Annotated in this window: 22 protein-coding genes; 6 read left to right on the top strand and 16 right to left on the bottom strand. The window is 54.8% G+C overall.

The annotated features are described in order from the left end of the window. Positions 1 to 53: 53 nt before the first annotated feature. Positions 54 to 761, bottom strand: a complete 708-nt coding sequence (locus ACT3TC_RS07215) for a DUF3581 family protein (RefSeq protein WP_172117239.1) — start codon at positions 759 to 761, stop codon at positions 54 to 56. Positions 762 to 869: 108 nt separating this feature from the next. On the opposite strand from ACT3TC_RS07215, the gene ACT3TC_RS07210 reads away from it, so the two are divergent. Further along, the gene (locus ACT3TC_RS07210) at positions 870 to 3,824 is read left to right on the top strand and encodes a hypothetical protein (RefSeq protein ID WP_444639611.1); all 2,955 of its coding nucleotides are present in this window, start codon (positions 870 to 872) and stop codon (positions 3,822 to 3,824) included. Here ACT3TC_RS07210 and ACT3TC_RS07205 read toward each other — a convergent pair. Next, on the bottom strand, positions 3,821 to 4,534 hold the full coding sequence (locus tag ACT3TC_RS07205) for a trimeric intracellular cation channel family protein (RefSeq protein WP_444639610.1): 714 nt from the start codon (positions 4,532 to 4,534) through the stop codon (positions 3,821 to 3,823). The genes ACT3TC_RS07210 and ACT3TC_RS07205 overlap by 4 nt on opposite strands. A 160-nt stretch (positions 4,535 to 4,694) precedes the next feature. On the opposite strand from ACT3TC_RS07205, the gene ACT3TC_RS07200 reads away from it, so the two are divergent. Together ACT3TC_RS07200 and ACT3TC_RS07195 are read left to right on the top strand one after the other, a co-directional pair. Beyond that, positions 4,695 to 5,189 carry a nodulation efficiency, NfeD-like protein gene (locus ACT3TC_RS07200; RefSeq protein WP_444639609.1) on the top strand — a complete coding sequence of 165 codons (495 nt, stop codon included), beginning with the start codon at positions 4,695 to 4,697 and terminating at the stop codon, positions 5,187 to 5,189. Positions 5,190 to 5,191: 2 nt separating this feature from the next. Beyond that, positions 5,192 to 6,253 carry an SPFH domain-containing protein gene (locus ACT3TC_RS07195; RefSeq protein WP_441678918.1) on the top strand — a complete coding sequence of 354 codons (1,062 nt, stop codon included), beginning with the start codon at positions 5,192 to 5,194 and terminating at the stop codon, positions 6,251 to 6,253. Between the two features lie 76 nt (positions 6,254 to 6,329). Here the strand turns inward: ACT3TC_RS07195 and ACT3TC_RS07190 are convergent, their stop codons facing one another. From ACT3TC_RS07190 to ACT3TC_RS07165, 6 genes are all read right to left on the bottom strand, one after another. Continuing rightward, positions 6,330 to 7,832, bottom strand: coding sequence for a sodium:solute symporter family protein (locus ACT3TC_RS07190; RefSeq protein WP_444639608.1), 1,503 nt, complete (start codon positions 7,830 to 7,832; stop codon positions 6,330 to 6,332). After that, positions 7,825 to 8,052 (bottom strand): hypothetical protein, encoded by a 228-nt coding sequence (locus ACT3TC_RS07185; RefSeq protein WP_444639607.1) that lies wholly within the window; start codon positions 8,050 to 8,052, stop codon positions 7,825 to 7,827. Before ACT3TC_RS07185 ends, ACT3TC_RS07190 begins: the two co-directional genes overlap by 8 nt. 82 nt (positions 8,053 to 8,134) lie before the next feature. Beyond that, positions 8,135 to 8,617, bottom strand: coding sequence for a GNAT family N-acetyltransferase (locus ACT3TC_RS07180; protein ID WP_444639606.1), 483 nt, complete (start codon positions 8,615 to 8,617; stop codon positions 8,135 to 8,137). A 92-nt stretch (positions 8,618 to 8,709) separates the two neighbouring features. Next, positions 8,710 to 9,417 carry a 5,6-dimethylbenzimidazole synthase gene (gene bluB / locus ACT3TC_RS07175; RefSeq protein ID WP_444639605.1) on the bottom strand — a complete coding sequence of 236 codons (708 nt, stop codon included), beginning with the start codon at positions 9,415 to 9,417 and terminating at the stop codon, positions 8,710 to 8,712. Between the two features lie 27 nt (positions 9,418 to 9,444). Then, on the bottom strand, positions 9,445 to 9,903 hold the full coding sequence (locus ACT3TC_RS07170; protein ID WP_444639604.1) for a GNAT family N-acetyltransferase: 459 nt from the start codon (positions 9,901 to 9,903) through the stop codon (positions 9,445 to 9,447). A 158-nt stretch (positions 9,904 to 10,061) separates the two neighbouring features. Continuing rightward, a complete protein-coding gene (locus ACT3TC_RS07165; protein ID WP_444639603.1) occupies positions 10,062 to 10,559 on the bottom strand; it encodes a MarR family winged helix-turn-helix transcriptional regulator in 498 nt (165 codons plus the stop codon). 100 nt (positions 10,560 to 10,659) lie between these two features. Between ACT3TC_RS07165 and ACT3TC_RS07160 the strand changes: the two genes are divergently transcribed. Further along, positions 10,660 to 11,586 (top strand): DMT family transporter, encoded by a 927-nt coding sequence (locus ACT3TC_RS07160; RefSeq protein WP_444639602.1) that lies wholly within the window; start codon positions 10,660 to 10,662, stop codon positions 11,584 to 11,586. Between the two features lie 30 nt (positions 11,587 to 11,616). On the opposite strand, the gene ACT3TC_RS07155 is transcribed toward ACT3TC_RS07160, so the two are convergent. Beyond that, entirely contained in the window at positions 11,617 to 12,042 is a 426-nt protein-coding gene (locus ACT3TC_RS07155) for a GNAT family N-acetyltransferase (RefSeq protein WP_444639601.1), read from the bottom strand. A gap of 175 nt (positions 12,043 to 12,217) precedes the next feature. Between ACT3TC_RS07155 and ACT3TC_RS07150 the strand changes: the two genes are divergently transcribed. Together ACT3TC_RS07150 and ACT3TC_RS07145 are read left to right on the top strand one after the other, a co-directional pair. Further along, positions 12,218 to 12,382, top strand: a complete 165-nt coding sequence (locus tag ACT3TC_RS07150; protein WP_193054784.1) for a YhfG family protein — start codon at positions 12,218 to 12,220, stop codon at positions 12,380 to 12,382. Next, the gene (locus ACT3TC_RS07145) at positions 12,382 to 12,978 is read left to right on the top strand and encodes a putative adenosine monophosphate-protein transferase Fic (RefSeq protein WP_444639600.1); all 597 of its coding nucleotides are present in this window, start codon (positions 12,382 to 12,384) and stop codon (positions 12,976 to 12,978) included. The genes ACT3TC_RS07150 and ACT3TC_RS07145 overlap by 1 nt, the downstream gene beginning before the upstream one ends. 45 nt (positions 12,979 to 13,023) lie before the next feature. Here ACT3TC_RS07145 and astB read toward each other — a convergent pair whose 3' ends face one another. The 7 genes from astB to ACT3TC_RS07110 form a co-directional block, all read right to left on the bottom strand. Beyond that, positions 13,024 to 14,391 (bottom strand): N-succinylarginine dihydrolase, encoded by a 1,368-nt coding sequence (gene astB / locus ACT3TC_RS07140; RefSeq protein WP_444639599.1) that lies wholly within the window; start codon positions 14,389 to 14,391, stop codon positions 13,024 to 13,026. Further along, the gene (gene astD, locus ACT3TC_RS07135; RefSeq protein ID WP_444639598.1) at positions 14,388 to 15,860 is read right to left on the bottom strand and encodes a succinylglutamate-semialdehyde dehydrogenase; all 1,473 of its coding nucleotides are present in this window, start codon (positions 15,858 to 15,860) and stop codon (positions 14,388 to 14,390) included. The genes astB and astD overlap by 4 nt, the downstream gene beginning before the upstream one ends. A 17-nt stretch (positions 15,861 to 15,877) precedes the next feature. Continuing rightward, a complete protein-coding gene (astA, locus tag ACT3TC_RS07130; protein ID WP_444639597.1) occupies positions 15,878 to 16,906 on the bottom strand; it encodes an arginine N-succinyltransferase in 1,029 nt (342 codons plus the stop codon). Next, entirely contained in the window at positions 16,906 to 17,988 is a 1,083-nt protein-coding gene (locus ACT3TC_RS07125) for an arginine N-succinyltransferase (RefSeq protein ID WP_444639596.1), read from the bottom strand. Before ACT3TC_RS07125 ends, astA begins: the two co-directional genes overlap by 1 nt. Before the next feature lie 38 nt (positions 17,989 to 18,026). Then, a complete protein-coding gene (locus ACT3TC_RS07120; protein ID WP_444628159.1) occupies positions 18,027 to 19,241 on the bottom strand; it encodes an aspartate aminotransferase family protein in 1,215 nt (404 codons plus the stop codon). A gap of 175 nt (positions 19,242 to 19,416) precedes the next feature. Then, entirely contained in the window at positions 19,417 to 20,391 is a 975-nt protein-coding gene (locus ACT3TC_RS07115; protein WP_172117252.1) for a GlxA family transcriptional regulator, read from the bottom strand. A 145-nt stretch (positions 20,392 to 20,536) separates the two neighbouring features. Next, the coding region (locus ACT3TC_RS07110; protein ID WP_444639595.1) for a PRC-barrel domain-containing protein at positions 20,537 to 21,236 on the bottom strand (700 nt) is incomplete at its 5' end.

The raw sequence follows: 21,236 nt of genomic DNA, 5'->3' as shown, positions 1-21,236 counted from the left end.
TGTCCTGCAAGAATCGCATTTCAGTCTTGCTGGACTAGCCCTGCAGAAACAACTCAGGCAGCTTCGTAGGCGGCTTTAAGCCGGTAAAACTCATCAACAATGGCGGCCATTTCAGCGGCGTCATAATGACAAAGGCCACTGACCACCAGCTTTTTAGAGCCGACACCGATTGCAGCGCCCTTCGATTCAATGGAAAATTCAAGCAATGCGTCTGCTCGCTTCCCCTGCACATCCAGCGATGAGCGCGTTAAGGCGAGGCCTGGTGTAAACCCATCCAAACGCTCTAATGAAAAACCCATGCTATCGTAGATAACCAAAGGGCGTTTAGGGTTAAACATTACCCCATGCTTTTCCATTAGCGGCTTTAAATAATGCGGGAAATTTTTGCCTGAGAACGCCACATAGCAGCGAGCAAAGGCTTCAATAGCAGCGCTATCGTGGGTCGTCTCGCCATCACGAACCACCTGTAAATAACATTTTCCACTCTCATCACTTACGTGAAGCTCGCCATTTTCTGCTTCACTAAAGAGCAGTGGCGTATCAGCACTTACCATATTGGTGAAGCGAAATTCCATTTGCCGCGACAGCCCGAACTTTACCAGTATTAGCGTAAACAACAGGTCACCAGGCACGCAGAAACGTCGCGCACCCGGATTATGGATCGGGTTGTAATCACCTGCCACGCCTTTAGCGAAACGGCTGGCCTGCTCGGCGGAGACCACTACATACTCTCCGTGTTGCGCGTAAAAATCCTTGAACATGGCGTTTGCTGCCTGCCTAGCGTTGAAATCGAAAACCCATAACTATCCAGCGTCGCGCATAATGCCATAAAACGCGCGCCAACAGGAGTCACCTGCCAGGAAGCGAGTATGTCAAACACGAACATTACTAAAAAGCGCTTATCCCGCGTTGTATTGGCTACCTTGATCAGTAGCCTGTTTATCATAACGGTTTGGCTGGTGGGCAGCTACTGGTTGCTGAATAGTCAGTGGTTACCGGAAAGAATTTCTCAGTTTGAAGGTATTGAGGTTCGCTGGAGCCAAGGAACTAGCCGCCACCCTGGACGCTGGGAAGTAGACAACCTTTATCTTGCCCGTGAAGACGATGCGCTACCGATGGCAATTGAGGCCGAGCATGCCACGCTCACACTCTCGTTATGGTCGCTACTGCGTGGCGAGTTACATATCAAGGCATTAGAGGCCGAAGGAATTCGCCGCTTAACGGTGGGTGATATCGCCCTTGAAGCGCAGGGCACGCTAGAAGTGGCTGATACAACCCTTAGCCGTGAAAACCTGGCCATACCCCATGTGAACCTGGCAATCACAGAAGGCCGCCTGATACGCCCAAGTGACCACGCCACACTGGTTAACGCCATAACCCTTGAAGCCACTGCAACGCTTGATGAGATCACGCCCACGGACCCGGCCACGGGTGCACTTAACCCTGAACTGCTAGCGGCACTTTCCGCAACACTTGATATTAAGGCGCAGGCAGATGCCTGGAATGTATTCATGCCCTACCTGGAGGCCATTCCGTGGCTTTTCCTGGACGGCCGCGGCGTACTGGAGGGCCATATTGAACTTGCCTCAGGCACACTTAAACCAGGTAGTCTGCTTACTTTGAAGGCACCTGAATTACGTTTAACGCTGGATGAGCGAACGCTTTTAGAGCACGATCAACCAACGACCTGGAGAGAGGCAGATGCACCACCCCCGCGCCACACAGCAACCGGTAGAGGAAGCGTCCAGCTACGCGTAGCCGATCACCACATTGATTTTGAGACTCGCCTGCAGGATGTCACGCTGGCAGATACACAGCCCTATGCGGTAAATACCGCCTTAAGCCTTAAAAGCGATATGGCCAACCAGCGCCTGGACCAACTAACTCCACCCACGGATGCTGAGCTGGCGCTTGAAGGCACCATTACCCGGCTGGACATGATGGACCGCTACCTCGCCAATACGCTGGAGGGTCAGGGCATTCGCTTATCCGGCAATGGCCGTTTAGAGGCTAGGGTTAGCGTTCGCGACACTCACGCCCATAGCGCCCATTTGCGGGTCGAGGCAGACGCAATCGCGGTCAACGCACTGGATATGACCGCTCAAGGGCAAGGAATACTTAACGCTGAGCTAAAGGACGCCTCGATGGTGGACGCGACACTTGGTTTCTCCCAGGCAACACTCTCCCACGCTGACCAAACACTGCTTAACGACGCGACACTTGACCTGGTAGCACAAAGTCCTATCGAACCCGTATTAGCCCGCAGCCACGCCACCGCGACACTTCACTGGCAGGATGCCCGCATGGCCAGTATTAGCGCCCTGCAACCGTATATTGCCACCTACCTGCCGGATCCGGCTCCGTTTAGCCTGGTCAGCGGCCAAGCGCAAAGTAACGGAACGCTCCATATTACCCCTGAACAGCTTAGCGGAGCGCTTACCTTAACCGGCGATTCGCTCACTACTCGCTGGCAGCGTGATGAGCAAAGCACCCTGCTCACCAGCGATATGCAGCTTTCACTGCAACTACGCGAGGCCGCTACCGATGGCACAAGCGTTGATATCAGTGGTAGCCGTTTACGCTGGCAGGTCGCTGATGACACACAGCCCGAAGAGCGCCTGGAAAGTATCTTAGTGATTCGCGAAGGCCGCTTTCAGCGGCGTGTCGAGATTCCCAGTGGGCAGTTTCAGCTAGAGGGCAGCGTGCAGCGCTTGAGTTTTCTGAACGCCTTTTTACCCACAGATCACGGCGTTTCGTTGTCTGGCAACGGGCAACTGCTCGCCCAAGGCTCTTTTAGCGGTAAGCGCCTGTTGGCACCTACTCGGCTGCGTATCGATGCCAACCAGCTTGAAGTCACATTTTTAGACTACCAGGCCAGCGGGCGCGGCGAGCTAACCGCGCAAATCGACAGCCCCGAACAGGCACAACTTTCGCTGGGTATTCCGCGCTTTTCGCTACAGCGTAACGGTGATGACCAACCTCATGTAGAGGGGCGTCACTTTGCCTTAACCACCCAGACAGACCAGCTCAGCAAAGTATTCATATCGCCAGAAGCAGAATACTTTGTTACCCGAATAGACTTGCCGATTACCGAAGTGCCGGACTTTACTCGCTATAACCGCTACTTGCCTGAAGATGCAGGCCTTCGCCTGCTTGGCGGTCAGGCAAGCCTCGGCAGCGAGTGGCTGCTGGAGGGGATGAGCGCCCAAGGCAACATGACCCTGCGTGCGTTTGGCGCCGACCTCGCCCTTCTTGATCAGCGGCTACGTGGCGATATCGAACTCTACTTACAGCTTACTGAAGGTGATTTACAGGCACGGCGTTTTACGGCTAATGACTCATTTCTGCGCTTGGAAAATGTGTTCCGCATAAGCGAGCAAGGCGCTCAGGACGCAGGCTGGTGGGTGCAGCTCTCCATGGATGACGCACAGCTTACCTGGGATGACCCCATTCGCCTGACCACACAGCTGCGTCTGGCCATGCGCGACACCGGCTTGGTCGCCAGATTGTTTTTAGCCCGTGCCCGAGAAAGCGACTGGCTCGGCAGGCTACTCAACGTGCGCAATGTTAATGGCACCGCTGAACTTGCACTTAATGGCGAACGTATCCAGCTGAGCAACCTGGTACTCACCGGCGGCCCTCTACTGCTGCTTTCCGATGTCACGCTTGAAGAGCAGAGCGCCAATGGAGCGCTCTATGCCCGCCTTGGCGCACTTGGCATAGGCGTGGAGCTTGTTAACAGCGAACCCAGGTTACACGTACTGCAACCCAAGCGGTGGTTTGACCGCTGGCGGCAAGCGGTTCGTTACCCTCGTCCTGATTAGCGCTGTTTGCGCTGGCGCCGAATCATCCTGACCCGCTCTCTGGCTTTAGCCGGCGTCGAAAGCGGCGCTGCTGAACCCGTCTCTTTGGGCGGCAAAGTGACCCAAGCAAACACCGGCAACGCCAAGTGCCAGCGAATCGCGGCTAACCGCAGCCCCAGCGTAATCGCCAAGGCCATGGCGATACTAACGCTCAGCGGCGTATTCAAGGTGCTCAGCGCGACATATACAGTGCCGCCAGCCATGGCAGCGGTAGCGTAGATCTCTTCGCGCAACACCATCGGTACGCGCTGAGCCAGCATGTCGCGGATCATTCCGCCGGCGACACCGGTCATCATGCCCATCAATACCGCCACTACACCGGAGGTTCCCAGCAACAGCGCTTTATGGGTGCCGATGACCGTAAACAAGGCAAGGCCAAAGGCATCCGCAATCGGCAAAAACCTTCGCGACAAGCGATGAATATAGTGGAACCCCACCAGCGAAATGCCCACCGTTGCCAGGATAACCCATAAGTAAGTGGGATCAGCGACCCAAAAGACCGGCCGCAAGCCCAGCACTAAATCACGCAGTGTACCGCCACCAATACCGGTCACAGCGGCCAACACCAGCATGCCAAACGGGTCCATTTTTGACCGACACGCAAGGATAACGCCCGATAGCGCAAAAACAATCACACCCATCATGTCCAACCAATACACCACACCCGTCACGTGATTCCCCTTTGTGCGCTATGTTTTTTAAAGCGGTTTCTTAAAGCAGGCAGAATATCACTAATGCGTTTTTCGCCTATCGCTTACTCATTCGCTAATTAACCCGACTTAACGCCGTGGCTTAGGGTACGCTTGTGAGAACTTTTTAAAAGGAGGTGCTATGGATTGGAACCCTGCTTATACATGGTTAGTACTGGCGCTACTTCTCAGTTTAGGGGAGTTAACCTCTGGTGCAATGGTACTACTGGCACTGGGTATTGCTGCCGCGCTTACCGCGGCGGTCACTGCCCTTGGGCTCTCTCTACCTTGGCAATTGCTGAGCATGGGCATTTTTTCTGGCCTATTAGTTCCCTTGGGTGTGATGGTGATTCGTCCGCGCTTTTCTCCTCGCGGCGTTGCCTACGGCACCACCGGCACTGGGGTCGAAAAAGGCAATCATTACCATACGTTGCGCCGTGATTATGACGATGCGCCCGGTATCAAAATTAACGGCGACTTTTACCGCTTGCGCGTTATGGACACAGGTGCCACAGAACTTCCACCCGATACGTCCGTTATCTTTCAGCGCTTTGAAGGCACCACAGCGCTGGTTGCCCTCCCCTCGTCAGCCCCTAACCCTTTGCAAGACGATACCACCCTACGCAAGGAGCCTTAATAATGGATTTACCTATTAGCCCCGGTTTATTAATAAGCCTGATTATTGTCGTTATCGGCATTGTGATTATTTCCAAAGGGCTGGTGATTGTACGTCAGTCGGAAGTAATGGTAGTTGAGCGCCTCGGCTCATTTAATCGTGTGCTCGAAAGTGGCATCAATATCATCGTTCCCTTTATTGAGCAGCCCCGCGCGATCACCATGCTGCGCTATCGCAAAATGGGCGAAGAGTACCAGGCAATTACCACGGATGAGATCCGCATCGACCGCCGTGAAACGGTGATGGATTTCCCCGGCCAGCCGGTCGTGACCACCGATAACGTAACGGTTCGTATCAATGGCGCGCTTTATTATCAAATTATTGATCCTAAGCGCGCGGTTTACGAAGTCGTCAACATGAGCCAGGCCGTCGAGGTTCTGGCGAAAACCACGCTACGCTCGGTGGTCGGCAAAATGGAACTGGATAAACTATTTGAATCCCGCGCGGAAGTGAACAATGAGATTCAGGCTGCCATGGAGGAGCCTGCATCCAAATGGGGGGTCAAAATATCTCGCGTCGAGGTACAGGACATTGCCATGCCTGAAGAAGTAGAAACGGCCATGCGCCTACAAATGGCTGCCGAGCGTAAACGCCGCGCCACCGTTACCGAAGCCGAAGGTGAAAAATCGGCCGCTATCGCCATGGCTCAGGGCCAGCGTGAATCGTCCATTCTTAACGCCCAGGGTGATAAGGAATCGGCCATTCTGCGCGCCCAGGGCGAGCAGGAGTCCATCAAACTGGTATTGAATGCCATTGGCGACAGCGAGGAAAACAAACGCACCGTGGTGGGTTATTTACTCGGCCAGAGCTATATCAAGGGTTTGCCCAACATGGCAAAAGACGGCGAGCGCGTTTTTGTGCCTTATGAATCTTCTGCTCTGCTGGGTTCCATGGGCATGTTCCGCGAACTGGCAGGCTCACCTGAGGATGCGGTAGGAGAACATCTACAACACCGCACCGGCAGTACTAACCCATCCAACAGCTTTCGCAGCGGCGTGGTAGGCGGAGGTATTAGCGGAAGCTGACACGCTCGCTCAAGAAAACCGGGTAACGCTATTACCCGGTTTTCCAACTGTTACAAACACTTATGATAAATCGGCCCTAACGACTCACGCTCCCAAGACGGGTTAAACCACGCGGCGCCGCAATGCGAAAAAAACGCTCCACGACATCCGCTTGTGTGGCCGGAGTCACTAACGACACCCCCACAAATATCGGCAAGTTGATGATTAGCCCCCAGAACCCCGCGTGGATGCCCAACGGGTGTGGCCATGGCGTAGTAAACGCCACGGTAACCAAAAATCCTGCCACAATACCCGCCATAACGCCCAAACGTGACGCGCGCGGCCAGAAGAACATGCCAACAAAAGCAGGCAACACTTGCGAGGCAAACCCCAGCCCTACCAGCAAAATCATCACCAGACTGCCCGGTTCAGCAATCGCGAGCGGTGCAATCACCAAGGCCATGATGGGTAAGATCATAAGCCTGGCAAGTCGGCCAGTAGTAGCATTTGAAAGCTTTAACAGCGGTTGCAGTACATCCTTACTTAATGACAGCGACACCGAATGAATAAACGGCTCACTTGATGACATGGAAGCCGCCAGGGTACCCGCCCCCAGTAGCCCGACCAGCACAACGGGCAAATGCTGCATGGCATATTCAAGGGCCACCGTGTCTGCTCGGGCCAGGTCAGGTAGCGAGTAAATACCGATAAAGCCCACAATCACCATGGGTAAAATCACCACATAGTACGTTGGCAGCCAGGTAGCGCTGCGCCGGATAGTGCGTGCGGAAGACGCACTCATCCACTGGGTCCATACCGGGGGCATAAACGAGAACATCGAGACAATAATCGAGGTGGTCCAGAAGCTAAAACTCATATCCCCGCCAGCCCCTGGTAGGGTTAAAAACGCTACATGCTCAGCCTGAATACGCTCAAATACCGCTGCAAAACTTAAACCGCCGGTGGCGCTATGCACTGCCCACAAGCCTACAGCCCAGGCAACGACCAACATTAATACGCCCTGAAAGGCGTTGGTACGCCCAATCGCCCGCTGACCGCTGGCGTACAAATAGACAGCAATAGAGGCAAGTACCAACACAACGCCTAACCAGACAGGAATGATCCCGCCGCTCATCACAAACAGAATATAGGCCGAACCAACCGTTTGAAGCACCGCATAAGCAATTGAACCAACCGCCATTACCAGCGATGCCAGCGCACCCAAAGCGGGGCTTTGATAGCGGTCCGCAATCGCGCTTGCCTGAGTAACGTGGCCAAACTCAGCGCCAAACTGCCATACCTTGGGGCCAAAGTACCAGGCGATCAGGGCCAGATATGCCAAATAGATAGCGACGTAAAAGACCGCGACCCCTTTCGAATAAGCCCAGCCCGGTGCGCCCATAAAGGTATAAGCACTGACACTCCCTGCGGCAATCAGCAGATACAGCGTGACCGGCCCCATGCTACGCCCAGCAACCCCCCACTCTTCCAGGCTGTTCATATTGGCACGGGTGGCCTGCCCACCGCGGGCGCGTAAGCCAATCATCATGGCAATGGCCACATAGATAAGCGTAATCAGCAGAGGCCAGAGGCTATTCATGGTTATCTCGCTCTACGATACGGTTGCCTATCAGCATGACCACCACGCAAGAAAAAATAACCAGATAGCTCCATACCACCATCAGGGGCAGGCCTAGCACTAATATTGCCCGGTTTACCCAACCAATCATCGGCCACGTTCCCATAGCGATGAGTGTTAAAAACGCAATTAATAAACCCCAACCCGCACGCGAGGTGGGCAGTACCAGTAAACGCCGCATGGTGATTCCCTAAGATTTTGTTAGCCGTCGTACCACTGGCCTACCTATTTTCATGTTGTGTGATCGGCAAATCGTCGGCCGATCAACGGCTTGACTCCGTTAAGAGGCGTCGCATGATCGTCACGGTTTCGCCTCGGTACTCAAGCGTTTCTATCGCTTGCCAACCTAGCCGCTGATAAAGCGACTGCTGGTCAGGGGTATAGAGATAACATTGGTGAATACCGCTATTGCGCACTTCTGCTTCCATGCGTTGCACCAGCGCGGAAGCAACACCCTGCCCGCGCCACTCAGGCGCTACGAAAACAGAGGCCAGCCACGGCGTTAATTCGCGCCGAATGCTCATATCATCATCAATTAAGCAGGCAGTGCCGACAGGTACGTCGTCTTGCAAAGCAATAAATACGGAGGGTACACCCGAGATACCGCACTCAGACATCGTGTCATCAATGGCTTCTTCTAGCGTTAGCCCTGGGTATAAGCTCCCCCACGCTGCAAACGTCCAGCGCACTACGGTGGGAAGATGAGGACTATCTGCGCTAAGTCGCTGGATAGTGGTGTCCCGCATCACTATTTACCTTATTTTGCTGAAATTAACACCGTCACGGCAATCCTGTAGCCCACCTCGCACCATCATGCAAAAGCGCGCACCTGCGGCGATTAGCGTGACGAATCGCGCAGCAGCGCATCAAGAGGACCATTCTCAAGCGGCTGCCCCCAACTGTCGCCGTGTACCAACTCACTTAACGGTAGCCTGGAGCGCCAGCCTTTGGCTTCAAGTTCCGGCTGATCCAGAAACTCGCTGACATAGCCAAGGCATAGATAGGCCACGGGATATACGTGATCAGGCAGGTTCAAGGCGTCACTTAACTGAGCCTGATCAATAATACTTACCCAGCCAACGCCAACCCCTTCGGCCCGCGCAGCCAACCACAGGTTTTGTACCGCCAGGCACGTGCTGAACAAGTCAGTTTCGACAATACTGTTGCGGCCTAGCACGTGTGGTCCACCCCGGCTGCGGTCGCAGGTGATGCATAGATTCAGCGGGCTTTCGACAATCCCTTGAAGCTTGAGGCTACGGTAAAGATCATTACGCTCACCCTCAAAACGCTCAGCGGCTTTCTGGTTTTCCTGCTCAAATAACGCAAGGATAGATGCTCTGACCTCGTCACCTTCAATGACCATAAAATCCCAAGGCTGCATGAACCCTACCGAAGGCGCATGGTGGGCAGCCTGCAATAGACGCGCCAGCACGTCAGCGGGAATCGGGTCAGGAAGAAACTGTGAACGCACATCACGGCGCTCATAAATGGCACGATAAAGCCCGTGGCGTTCACTCTCTGAAAAGCAGGCATCTGAAGCGGTCACGGGATTGAACTCCTGTTCCAGGATCGTTTATGCGTGGGAGGCGGGTTTGACCATATCAATATGCGGTATGCCGTCTTCATCGTAGGGCTCACTGATGCGCTCGAACCCAAACGACTCGTAGAAAGCGTTTAAATAGACTTGTGCGCCGATCTTAATGCCCAGGCCCGGATAGGTTTGCTCGGTAAAACGAATCGCCTCGCTCATAAGCGCACGGCCATACTGATGGCCCCGGAAAGCCTTGAGTGTCATCACTCGGCCAATCGAGGGCTCGGCGAATTTATTACCCGGCCCCACTACTCGGATATACGCCGCGAGCTGACCATCAACGGTGGCGGAAAGATGCCAGGCAAGCGGGTCCAGCTCATCAATTTCCTGATAGGCACACTGCTGTTCCACCACAAACACCGCTATGCGTGCCTTTACGATTTCATAGAATTCGCGCGTGCTTAATTCGTCCAGTCGCGACCAGCTAAAACGTAAAGACATCGCGGTGTAATCTCCATCGGGCATTAAGAATTCAAACAGTATAAAACGCCGATTATACATGGTCCGACATACGGCCATCTCGCCAAATAGTCACTAAACCTCTGCAGCCAACACAGCCTGCGACAAAGATATCTCACAGAGTGCCCACGTTCAGCGCCTCACGGCTTCTCAACACTGTTCAAAAACTGCTTAAGTAGCTCGTCAAGCTGCGCCCGCTGGTCATCACTCAAACCACTGACCAGCTCTTCCTGTGTCGCCACATGAGTGGCAACGGCTTCATCAATTAACGCAAACCCTTTCTCAGATAGCGAAATCAGAAAGCCTCGTCCGTCGGCGGGGTTTTTGACACGCTCAATCAACTCCGCTTTTTCCAACTGCTGAAGCCGATGTGTCATGGTGCCGGACGTCACCATGGTGGAGGCCATTAAGTCGCTGGGAGAAAGCGCGTAAGGTGGACCTTCACGGCGCAGCGTGGCCAGTACGTCAAAGCTTGAGTCGTTAAGGCCGTACGCCGCCCACGTCTGCTCCATGCGCCGCATCACGCTCTGATTCAGTCGTTTGAGTCGGCCCAGCGTGCCCATTGGGGCCACGTTCAGGTCGGGCCGCTGTTGCTGCCACTGTGTGAGTATTTTATCGACATGATCCATGGCGTTCATGCTTACCGCTTTTTAGCTTGACGTCAAGATAAAAAATCACATACCTTGATATCAAGGTATTTTAAAAATCATGTTAAAGAGCAACCACAAGAGCCACACTATGCAACCATCCAAGGCAAGATCAGGGGCACTTCCCAAACAGAAGCGACTTGCCGCATTTATCTATCTTGTGGCAGGTGGCGCGCTACTGGGGCTTTCGACCAACGTGGCCAAACTGGCCGGTGATGCGCAGCTGTCGCCTCTCGCCTTTCTATTTTGGTCGATTACTGGCGCGGCTTTAATTCTGATGGTCGTAGCCGCACTACGCAGCAATTTGCCGCCTGTCACGGGTCGTACGCTTGAGTATTACCTGGTTTCGGCCTTTGTCGGCGTGGCGGGTTCTAACCTGATTTTCTTCTCGGCCATTCCGCATATTGGTGCAGGTTTTGTCGCCCTTGTGATTACATTGCCGCCGTTGCTTACCTACGTTGGTGCGCTGATAGTAAAGCTGGAACGCTTTCAGATGATGCGGGCGATGGGCGTTATGTCAGCGCTCGCGGGCGCCGTCACTTTGGCAGCTCACAAGCTTTCCACGCCTGATGCCGACTATGTGTGGATTTTGCTGGTGTTGGCGGGGCCGGTACTGTTGGCCACCGGCAATCTTTACCGAACGTTGCGCTGGCCAGCGGGTGTCTCAGGCGACGCGCTTGCGCCCGGTATGCTAGTCGCTGCGGCGGCTCTTCTGTTCAGCGTCGGCCTGCTGCCTGAATTTTCGCTTGGTATTCCAAGCGGGCAACGCCTACCACTTCTCCTAATTGCCCTTCAATCAATGGTATTTGCAGGCCAGTTTTTACTGCTATTTCTGCTTCAGAAAACCGGCGGGCCAGTACTTCTCAGCCTGCTGGGTTCCGTCGGCGCCGTGGTTGGCGTTCCGGTGGCGATAATGCTCCAAGGAGAAGCCGCACCGGAGGGCTTACTACCCGGTGCCCTGCTGATAGGCACAGGTATCGCTCTGCTTAACATTGGCAAAGCCAAACAAATTTCCTAAATAAACAAAGGCATATCTGGCAGGCATCACTTAAACAATACGCCGTTCCATGTAGTGAGTATTGCCTTCCGTTTTACGAATGTGAAAGCCCATGCGTTCGTAGAGCGCGACGGCAGGATTAATGCAGAACACCCGAAGGCGCAGCGTATCGATATTCGATTGCCGCGTCCTGTTTACCATATGGTGGATGGCTGCCGTACCAAAACCCTGACGCTGCCACTGCGGCGCGATTTGCAGCTCGCGAATATAGCAAGCCTCGGTAGCCTGGTTGATACACAGTAGGCCCACCGGGTGCGTGTTGATGACCAACTGATAGCTTTCCAGGGTGCGCCACTCACTTTCAAACAAAGCGCTGTCCCAGTGCATATCCAACTGATCATAGTAGCTGGACATATTCTGGCGGATCAGTTGCTCTGCAAAATCCCTATCGCTGGTCGGCTGAAAGAGCGGCGTCATATTTACTCCCGGCGCTCCTGTCGGCACCTGTTGCGAATGTTGTTCCTGGAGAAGCTGACATCATAAATCATTACGTTGCCAGCGGTTTACAATATGACTCCGCTGTTAAGGTGAGAACCGCCCCCTTAATCCGCTATACTAGGCAGTAGCGTAGATAAATAACGAAGGAGGGAGTATGAACAACGTCTCTTTGGAAGCAAAGCGCCGCTATTATGCACAGGTCAGGCGTTCAAATTACCAGGCGAGCATGGCACTGGAAGGGATTATCGTTGATTCTCAGGCGTCTAAAACCAATAAAACCGATGTATTAGTTAAATATACAAAATATAAAAATTGCTAATGGATAAGTACGGCGTCGGCCAAGACCCTTATTGCTATCCCGGCACTGATATCTTGCGTAATAAGCTGGACATTTCCGACACGGCTGAGCTTGAAGAAGCGGAGCGCGATCTATCGCTTATTAACGCGGATAGCATTGAGCTTTTGCAGCCACCCTATAATTTTGCGTACCTGAAACACCTTCATCATCAGCTATTCCATGACCTCTATGATTGGGCAGGTAGTGTGCGCACTATTGATATAGCCAAAGGCGATACGCGATTTTTCCACGTTAATCGCATCATTCCCGAAGCTGAAAAGCTGTTTACCAAACTTGCAGAACACGATTATTTTATTCAGCTTGAGAAAGCAGAACTCATACCGGCGTGCGCTGAATTGTATGGTGATTTAAATGTTGTTCATCCCTTTAGAGAAGGTAACGGTCGCGCACAGCGATTACTCTTTGAACATCTCATCATCAACTGTGGCTATCACCTGTCATGGCACCCACTCGAGCAGAATGAATGGATAGCGGCCAATATCGCCAGCTACTATTGCGACTCTCAACCGTTAGCATCCATTTTTGAGCGCTGCATCGGCTCACCTCTGACAGACTAACGTCAGGGCAATGCCTGACGCTCTACTTTATTTCTGCCTTACCCCCTACCCCAACTGAAACGGGTAAACCGACCCTATTTGCAGAAGCTGCGTTAGCTCATCCAGTGCGCTGAGCGACTCTTCTGCCAACTGCGGATCGGCGAGGTCGTCAGGTGCCAAGCGATCCCGGTAGTGGCGGTTGACCCAAGCAGTAAGGTCTTCGTAAAGATCATTAGTGAGCAATACGCGGCCGGTCAGTGCTGCGCGCTCGGCTTCTGAAAGAGCAACGCGCAGGCGCAGGCAGGCGGGGCCGCCGCCGTTGCGCATACTTTGCTTGACGTCTTTCACCACCACGTCACTGATGGGGTTATTGCCTGCCAGCAGGTAGTCTTGAACGGTGCGCCAGACGGCTTCACGCTCCTGACATTCGCTGGGCACGACCAGCGTCATGGTGCCATCAGGGTTGGAAAGCAGCTGCGAGTTAAACAGGTACGACGCCACTGCATCTTCCAGGCTCACTGCTTCAATGGGTACGCGGACAGGAATCAAGGGCGTCGTCATCTTGCGGCGCAACTCGTCGAGCGTGCCCTCTTCGTCCAGGAAAGCCATTTCGTGATACAGCAGCACGGGGCCATTGCCCACGGCGATGACGTCGTTATGAAATACGCCCGCATCAATAGCGTCCGGATGCTGCTGAGCAAATACCGTTTGCGACTCAACAAGCCCATGCTGGCGGGCTACCGCTTGGCTGGCTTCCAACGTTTGGCGGGCGGGATAGCGTGCTGGCTCGCGCTCGCCGCTACGCACGTCACCAAACGCTTGGCGGCCATACACAAACAGATGAATGCCCGGCTCACCGTACTCACCACACAGGCGAGTATGATTGGCAGCACCTTCATCGGAAAACGCCGGCGTGGCGGGCAGCACTGGGTGGTGGGCGAAGTGCTGTTCGCTATGAAAAATGGCTTGCAGCACGCGGCCCGTGGTCTGCGGCTCAAGAAAGCGATGAAAGCTTGATTGCAGATTGGCCGGAGTGAAGTGCACCCGGCGGTCCGGCGCGTCGATGCTGGGGGTAACGGTGCCGGCGTTAGCCGTCCACATGCTCGAAGCGGAGCATACAGCCCGCAGCAACTGCGGTGCATCGGCGGCAGCACGGGCCAGCACTTCGTGGTTGCTGCCGCTAAAACCTAAATCGCGCAGCGCGCCGATATCCGGGCGCTGTTGAGGCGGCAGAACGCCTTGGGTGTAGCCTGCCTCCATCAAGGATTTCATTTTTAAAAGCCCTTGTAGCGCCCCCTCTTTAGGATTGGACTCAAGGCCGCCGTGGCTCATGGAAGCCACATTGCCTACGGCGAGCCCTGAGTAGTTATGCGTCGGGCCTACCAGGCCATCGAAATTGACTTCCCTAACGTTACTGATCGCAGAGGTGCTCACAGACTAACTCCCGGCGGCAGAGTATCGGGCATCTCCAACGCCTCGGCTTCCATGGAGGCCACCGGATAGGCGCAGTAGTCCGCCGCATAGTACGCGCTGGGGCGATGGTTGCCGCTGTCGCCGACGCCGCCGAACGGCGCATCACCCGAAGCCCCGGTAGTCTGGCGATTCCAGTTCACAATACCCGCACGGATGCGCAGCAGAAAATCGTCCCAGTCGGCCTTTTCACCGCCAATCAAACCCGCCGAGAGGCCATAGCGCGTGTTATTGGCAAGCGTTAACGCCTCGTCCCAATCGTGGTAACGGTGCACCTTCAATAACGGGCCAAAGTACTCCTCGTCAGGCACTTCCAAGCCCGTCACATCGATTAACGCAGGCGTGAGCAGACTGGTATTGTCTTTAACACGCTGCATACGGTTAATCACCGTGCCACCCAGTGTTTCCAGCTCATCCTGTGCTTTTAGCAGGCCATCAGCCGCCGCCACACTGACCAGGCCGCCGTAAAACGGTGTGGGCGACTCATCAAACTGCCCGGCCACATGAAGCCTGGCAATCGCTTCGGAAAGCGCGTCAATTAGCCGGTCGCCAACCTCGCCCTGGGGTACGATTAAACGGCGTGCACACGTGCAGCGCTGGCCGCCGGACAGAAAGGCGGATTGCAAAATGGCCAGCACGGCGGCGCGCTCATCATCCACGTCCTTAACCACCAGCGGATTGTTGCCCCCAAGCTCCAGCGCGAGGATTTTATCCAACTGCCCGGCAAACTGCTGTTGCAGCATGCCGCCAACCTTTGCACTGCCGGTAAACAGCAGGCCATCGATCCCAGGGTGTGCAGAGAGCGCCTGCCCCACCGGTACACCGCCTTGAACAAGACTGATGACGCCAGCAGGCAGCCCGGCTTCTTGCCAGCACTGCAGCGCCAAGTCCGCGGTTAGCGGTGTTTGATCGCTCGGTTTGAAGACCACCGTGTTGCCTGCCAGGAGAGCCGGCACCATATGACCGTTAGGCAAGTGGCCCGGGAAATTATAGGGGCCAAACACTGCCATCACGCCATGCGGACGGTGGCGCAGCACCGCTTTGGCACTGCCTACAGCTTTTTCGCGTTCGCCGGTGCGCTCCTTGTACGCCTTGAGTGAGAGCGCTATTTTCCCCACCATAGCGCCCGCTTCTGTACGCGCTTCCCAAAGCGGCTTGCCGGTTTCAGAGGCAATGGCGACAGCCAGCGCTTCACTGCGCGATTTAAGTACCTCAGCAAAACGTTCGACCAACGCCTGGCGTTCGCTAAAGGGCGTTTTTGCCCATTCGGGAAACGCCTTACGCGCAGCGGCTACCGCTTCTTCAACCTGCGTATCACTGGCTGATGCCCCTTGCCAGAGCAGCCCGCCTGAGACGGGGTCAAACTTACTAAACGATGCTGCAGCGCCATTCACCCAGGCGCCGTTGATAAGCTGCTGTTGTTGGGCGTGCATCATGCTCTCCTACCTGTTCAGGTTTCCAGAAGCCGCACGGCATCACCTGTGGTAACCCCTAGGCGCTCGGCTTCTGAGTGGCTTAAAACAATCGTATCGCGGGTGGGTGCACGGCCTATCCACGCGGCGGTAAAGGCCTGCATGGTGGTGGTCGCGGCCAACCAGCGGCTAACGCTCTCATCAGGCGCCTTGGTCGATACTTCAACGTGATATAGCTGCGAATTGCGCACAGCCCGCACATCGTCGATATAGGCTTCAACCGTCGGGCCACCGTCAAAAATATCGATATAGCCTTCCCAGCGCAGCCCCTCTTTTTTGAGCATTTCAAGGGCGGGCCGGGTATGGCGATGCACTTGGCCAATACACGCGCGCGCCTCCTCGGCCATAAACGTGGTGTAAATGGGAAAGCGCGGCATTAATTCACCGATAAAGCTTTTCTGCCCAAGACCGGTCAAGCGGTCGGCTTCGCTGAAGTCCATGGGAAAAAAGTGTTTTCCCAGGCTCTCCCAGAAGGGACTGCGGTTCTGCTCATCGAACACGCCGCGCATTTCAGCGAGCACTTTCTCAGGAAAACGATCACGAAACTGTGCAATAAACAGCCAGCGCGCCTTGGAGAGCAGCGCACCGTTACGCAGGTGCTTATTGGCCTCGCCGCGGTATTCCGGGCGCAAAAACAGTGAGCATACTTCGGCATCGCCGGTATGGTCAGAGCTTAAAAACAGCGTATCGATGGTGCGGTGTAAACCCAGCTGTACCGACGAGTGCGCCAGCGTGCCCAACCGATAGTTATAAAAAGGCACTTCGTGCCCTACCTGGCCTTCAATGGCACAGCAGCCAGCCAGCTCGCCATTGGCCTCATCTTCCAGCACAAAGAAGTAGAGCCGATTGTTAACCGGGGTACGCTCTTCAAACGCGCGGACAGACGTTTCAATTTTTTCTGCCAGAAATTCCCGGTTATTGGGCAGCGAGGTAAAGCCCACGCCCGCCTGCTGCGCAAGCGCCAGCAACCCATCAACATCTGCACGGGCGATAGGACGAATGCGCATCATATTTCTCCTTCATCAAAGGCATCCACCGCGCTGGGCAGAGTAAGTGGTGCGGCAAATACAGCTCGCCCCTCCTCTACTCCCAAGCGTTTGGCATCCACCTCTGAAAGCATCAGTTGCCCAGTGGCTGAAAGCGCGTAACGGGCGACAATGCAGCGAAAATCACCCAGCGCTTGGTTAGCGATCAAGGCAGGTTCGGCATCGGGAAGCGTTTCGTCCGGACGAAGGCGTACCGGATGCCAAGCGGCACGGTTGAATGTTGCCAAACGCTCGCGTTCGGCTTTCACAAGCGGCCCGGCGTCAAATATGTCCACATGGCGCGAGCGCACGAAGCCTTCGGCAAGCATCTCCTGCAAAGCTTCTTCATGCGCAGGATGCTCCCGGCCAATCGCCGCCCGAGCCGGTGGCGTCAACAGCGGCAAATAGAGCGGGAACTGAGGCATCACCTCAGCAATAAAGCTTTTAGAGCGCACACCTGCGATGTGGTTGATATCGTGAAAACTGCGCGCAAAAAAGTGATGGCCCACACTTTCCCAAAAGGGCGATTCGTTCTGCGCATCCAGGTAACCGGGAAACGCCACGGCCAATATGCGCGAAAAGCGCTCGGGGTACTGGGCAATAAACATCAGCCGAGCACGCCGCAACAGGCTTTCGGCGCTGGTCCCCTTGTAACGCGGATTTAGTGAATACGCGCACAGCAGCGTAGCGTCAGAAACTTCATGAGAGAGCGCCAGGGTTTGTACTTCGCGACGTACGTTGAGCTGTTGAGACGCATGAATCAACGTTTCCTGGCGGTAGGTGTAGTAGGCCTCATTGGCGCCCGCCTGGGCACGAATAGTGGCCGTTCCCAGTATTTCACCATGCCCCGCCTCATCCACCAGCGCGCTATTTTCAAGCACAAAGGTGTAGTGCTCGTTACCCGGAAACTCGATCTCATCATTAAACGCCGCCAGGGAGCGCTCAATGCGCTCCTCTAAACGTTCGCGGTTAGCGGGCAGGTTGGTAAGCTTGGGCGTCGCATGCTCTGCCAACACGACCAGCGCTTCGAGATCCGCCATTTTTACCGGACGAATGACCAGCATGCTTGACGCCCCCTCTCTCAATGTCGCCGTGGTCGAATTCATGCGTTGGCAACAAGGCGCTCAATCGCACGCTCCAAACGGGCCATACCTTCAGCAATGTCTGCCTCCGGCACTACCAGTGAAGGCGCCAAGCGAAGCACGTTAGGACCTGCAATCAGTGCCATTACGCCTTCTTCGATGGCCAGCGGCAGAATATCCTTGGCGCGGCCTTCATAGGCGTCCGACATCTGGGCACCTATCAACAGTCCCATGCCACGAATTTCTTTAAACACGCCATGTTTGCGATTAATGGTTTCCAACTGCTCACGGAACAGGTCGTGGCGCTTTTGAATGCCTTCCAGTACGTCTGGCGTATCGATAAATTCCAGCGCAGCCAACGCAATCGCGGAGCCCAAGGCATTACCGCCGTAGGTAGAACCATGGGTTCCAAACGCGAGGGATTTGGCGACGCTGTCGGTTGCCAGCATCGCGCCAACCGGGAAGCCGCCACCCAGCGACTTGGCACTGGTGAGAATATCGGGCGTTACGCCATAACGCTCATAGGCATACAACGTACCGCAACGGCCAACCCCGGTTTGCACTTCATCAAATACCAGCAGCGCATTGTGCTGATCGCACAGCTCGCGCAGGCCTTCTAGAAACTCGGGGGTGGCGGGCAAAATGCCACCTTCACCCTGCATGGGTTCGACCATCACCGCACACGTGTCATCGCCCATTAGAGCGCGCACACTGTCAAGATCATTAAACTCAGCGTGCAAAATACCGCCAGGCACTGGACCAAACCCCTGGGAGTACTTGGGCTGACCACCCACGCTCACAGTAAACAGCGTGCGACCATGAAAGGATTGGCTGAAGGAGATGATCTTGTCTTTCTTTTCGCCGTAATGGTCTACCGCGTAACGGCGCGCCAGCTTCAGTGCGGCCTCGTTGGCTTCACCGCCGGAAGAGCACAAGTACACCTTGTCAGCGAAGGTGCGTTCAACCAGCTTTTTAGCCAACTTAAGCGCGGGTTCATTGGTATAGATATTGGAGAGATGCCAAAGTTTTTCACCCTGCTCTTTTAAGGCATTCACCAACACGGGATGGCAATGACCCAGCGAGTTCACCGCGATACCGCCCGCAAAATCAATATATTCACGCCCCTGCTGATCCCACAAGCGGCTGCCTTCTCCGCGCACCGGAATAATCTGCTGCGGCGCATAGTTGGGAGTCATGTAGTGATCAAAATCCTGCCGGGTTGGGGTCGTGCTCATGGGTCAGTCCCTCTCGTTGAGTCAATCAGTTATATCAGTATACGGGGCGAGCAAGCTCACCCGCTTTCAGTAATGTGACGGTAAATTATGTAATGCTGCCCATATTTCAGATTATTTCTGAAGGAAGGTCTCTGGTGCTAATGCGTTACTGCAGATGTTGCGACGTGGACGAGCATCAGCTCAAACGCTCTTCCCGGGGGGTTAATCCAAAATGATTGCGGTAAGCCGTTGAAAAATGAGCCGCCGAGGAAAACCCCGTCGCAAACGCGATATCGCCTACCGAGCGATCACTTTCACGCAACTGTTTACGGGCATCCTGCAAACGCAAATTGAGGTAATAGCGGCTAGGCACCGCCTGAAGATATTTTTTAAACAGGCGCTCCAACTGGCGGCGGGAAATGCCTAAATGCTCAGCAAGCTCCAGGGTCGAAAGCGGCTCTTCTATGTTGGCTTCCATCAGCGTCACAGCGTCTACCAAGCTCTGCGGGGCGTGGCCCAAGCGGTGGCGCAGCGGCACATGTTGGCGCTCATCGGCCATGCGAATTCGCTCACACATAAAGTGCTCTGACACCTGTTCAACCAGATGACTGCTCTGCTGTTGGCGCACCAGCGTCAGCATCATGTCCATGGCCGCCGTACCGCTGGCACAAGTGATCCGGTTGCGGTCGATCTCAAAAAGCTGTTGCGACAGCGCCACCTGAGGATACGCTTGGGAAAAGGCCGCAAAACGTTGCCAGGGTAAGGTCGCCCGATAGCCTTCCAGCAATCCCGTGCGGGCCAATACTTCAGCCCCTCCCGCTAATCCGCCCAGCATCGTACGGCTTGGCTGGTGGCGCAGCCACTCCATTAGTTTGGCCGGTAACGCATAGGGCAGAGGCGAAGGCGCGCAGATAAGCACCATGTCCAGATGAGGCGGCGCCCCTTCCAGGGTGTAGTCAGCATGACAGGATAATTGAGCGCTGCTTCGCACCGGCTGCTCATCGGTACTGAGTGTAAACACCTGATAGAGCACCTGGCCGCTAAGTTGATTGGCCATCAGCAGCGGCTCGACGGCACTGGCATGTGAGAGCATGGAAAAGCCAGGCAGCAGTAATACCCCAATGCGCTGGCGCGCAAGTGTTAACGGGGGAGACAAAGAGCTGAGCTGCATGCCAAAACGCCATCAGTAAATGAAACGTCATCTTACCCAATTGTGACGTTTTGGGCAGTGCCTGATAGCCCCCAATAGAAAAAGGGCGAGGCGCGAACGCCCTGCCCTTCCTGTCAGCATCTAAGCCACTTATCGATCAAATCGCTTATTGGTTTTGATTCTGCTTCGCTTCGGATAGCGTCATATCGCTATCGACCTGCGTATAGTTATCCTCGACATAATCCTCTGAGGACGCTTCAATCTCGTCACTGCCATACGTGGTATTCATGATGAGCTGTTCATCCTGGAACTCCACTTCGTCCATCGGCAAAGCGATTTCTGTCGCGCCGAAGCCCCAGATACCACCGACTGAGATAATGGCAAACAGGTCACCAGAGTCGTTGTGCTGAGCGATATGTTGAATATCACCGATCTCTTCGCCATCCTGGTTAATGACGGCCATACCTTCCAGCTCGCTAACCGGGTGAGACATCAATGAATTATTGTCATCCTGGTCGTTACGATTATCCTGGGCAGCCTGCTGGCGTTCTTGATCGTCATCGCTATTAACGTCGACCTGTGCATCATCGGCTTGTTCGACGTTAACGTCAGGCTCGCCACCCTGCTCAACAGTAACGTTAGGCTCAGCGTCTTCAACGGTAACGTTGGGCTCGGGCTGTTCAATCGTCACGTTGGGTTCAGGCTGCTCGACCGTCACGTTCGGCTCTGACTGCTCTACTCGAATATTGGGAGAGTCTTGTTCAACTTTTACTTCAGCAGGCTCTTGGTCGACTTCAACGTCCATCGTTTCGTCGCCATTAGGCTGAGACTGAGCACGGCTGTCAGTTTCTGTGCCTTGTGGCTGC

The sequence above is a fragment of the Halomonas sp. AOP27-A1-41 genome (assembly GCF_052378605.1).
In the GTDB taxonomy this organism is placed as follows: domain Bacteria; phylum Pseudomonadota; class Gammaproteobacteria; order Pseudomonadales; family Halomonadaceae; genus Vreelandella; species Vreelandella citrativorans.
This window is presented reverse-complemented; position numbering and strand designations above follow the sequence as displayed.

Bases quoted from the DNA above. Each gene is read 5' to 3' on its own strand.
- ACT3TC_RS07115 (WP_172117252.1), bottom strand. From the start codon at position 20,391: ATGCAGCTCAGCTCTTTGTCTCCCCCGTTAACACTTGCGCGCCAGCGC.
- ACT3TC_RS07180 (WP_444639606.1), bottom strand. From the start codon at position 8,617: ATGCGGGACACCACTATCCAGCGACTTAGCGCAGATAGTCCTCATCTT.
- ACT3TC_RS07210 (WP_444639611.1), top strand. From the start codon at position 870: ATGTCAAACACGAACATTACTAAAAAGCGCTTATCCCGCGTTGTATTG.
- ACT3TC_RS07170 (WP_444639604.1), bottom strand. From the start codon at position 9,903: ATGTCTTTACGTTTTAGCTGGTCGCGACTGGACGAATTAAGCACGCGC.
- ACT3TC_RS07150 (WP_193054784.1), top strand. From the start codon at position 12,218: ATGAACAACGTCTCTTTGGAAGCAAAGCGCCGCTATTATGCACAGGTC.
- ACT3TC_RS07145 (WP_444639600.1), top strand. From the start codon at position 12,382: ATGGATAAGTACGGCGTCGGCCAAGACCCTTATTGCTATCCCGGCACT.
- ACT3TC_RS07215 (WP_172117239.1), bottom strand. From the start codon at position 761: ATGTTCAAGGATTTTTACGCGCAACACGGAGAGTATGTAGTGGTCTCC.
- ACT3TC_RS07120 (WP_444628159.1), bottom strand. From the start codon at position 19,241: ATGAGCACGACCCCAACCCGGCAGGATTTTGATCACTACATGACTCCC.
- ACT3TC_RS07185 (WP_444639607.1), bottom strand. From the start codon at position 8,052: ATGCGGCGTTTACTGGTACTGCCCACCTCGCGTGCGGGTTGGGGTTTA.
- ACT3TC_RS07165 (WP_444639603.1), bottom strand. From the start codon at position 10,559: ATGAACGCCATGGATCATGTCGATAAAATACTCACACAGTGGCAGCAA.
- astA (WP_444639597.1), bottom strand. From the start codon at position 16,906: ATGCGCATTCGTCCTATCGCCCGTGCAGATGTTGATGGGTTGCTGGCG.
- ACT3TC_RS07155 (WP_444639601.1), bottom strand. From the start codon at position 12,042: ATGACGCCGCTCTTTCAGCCGACCAGCGATAGGGATTTTGCAGAGCAA.
- ACT3TC_RS07200 (WP_444639609.1), top strand. From the start codon at position 4,695: ATGGATTGGAACCCTGCTTATACATGGTTAGTACTGGCGCTACTTCTC.
- astD (WP_444639598.1), bottom strand. From the start codon at position 15,860: ATGCACGCCCAACAACAGCAGCTTATCAACGGCGCCTGGGTGAATGGC.
- ACT3TC_RS07195 (WP_441678918.1), top strand. From the start codon at position 5,192: ATGGATTTACCTATTAGCCCCGGTTTATTAATAAGCCTGATTATTGTC.
- ACT3TC_RS07160 (WP_444639602.1), top strand. From the start codon at position 10,660: ATGCAACCATCCAAGGCAAGATCAGGGGCACTTCCCAAACAGAAGCGA.
- ACT3TC_RS07125 (WP_444639596.1), bottom strand. From the start codon at position 17,988: ATGCTGGTCATTCGTCCGGTAAAAATGGCGGATCTCGAAGCGCTGGTC.
- ACT3TC_RS07190 (WP_444639608.1), bottom strand. From the start codon at position 7,832: ATGAATAGCCTCTGGCCTCTGCTGATTACGCTTATCTATGTGGCCATT.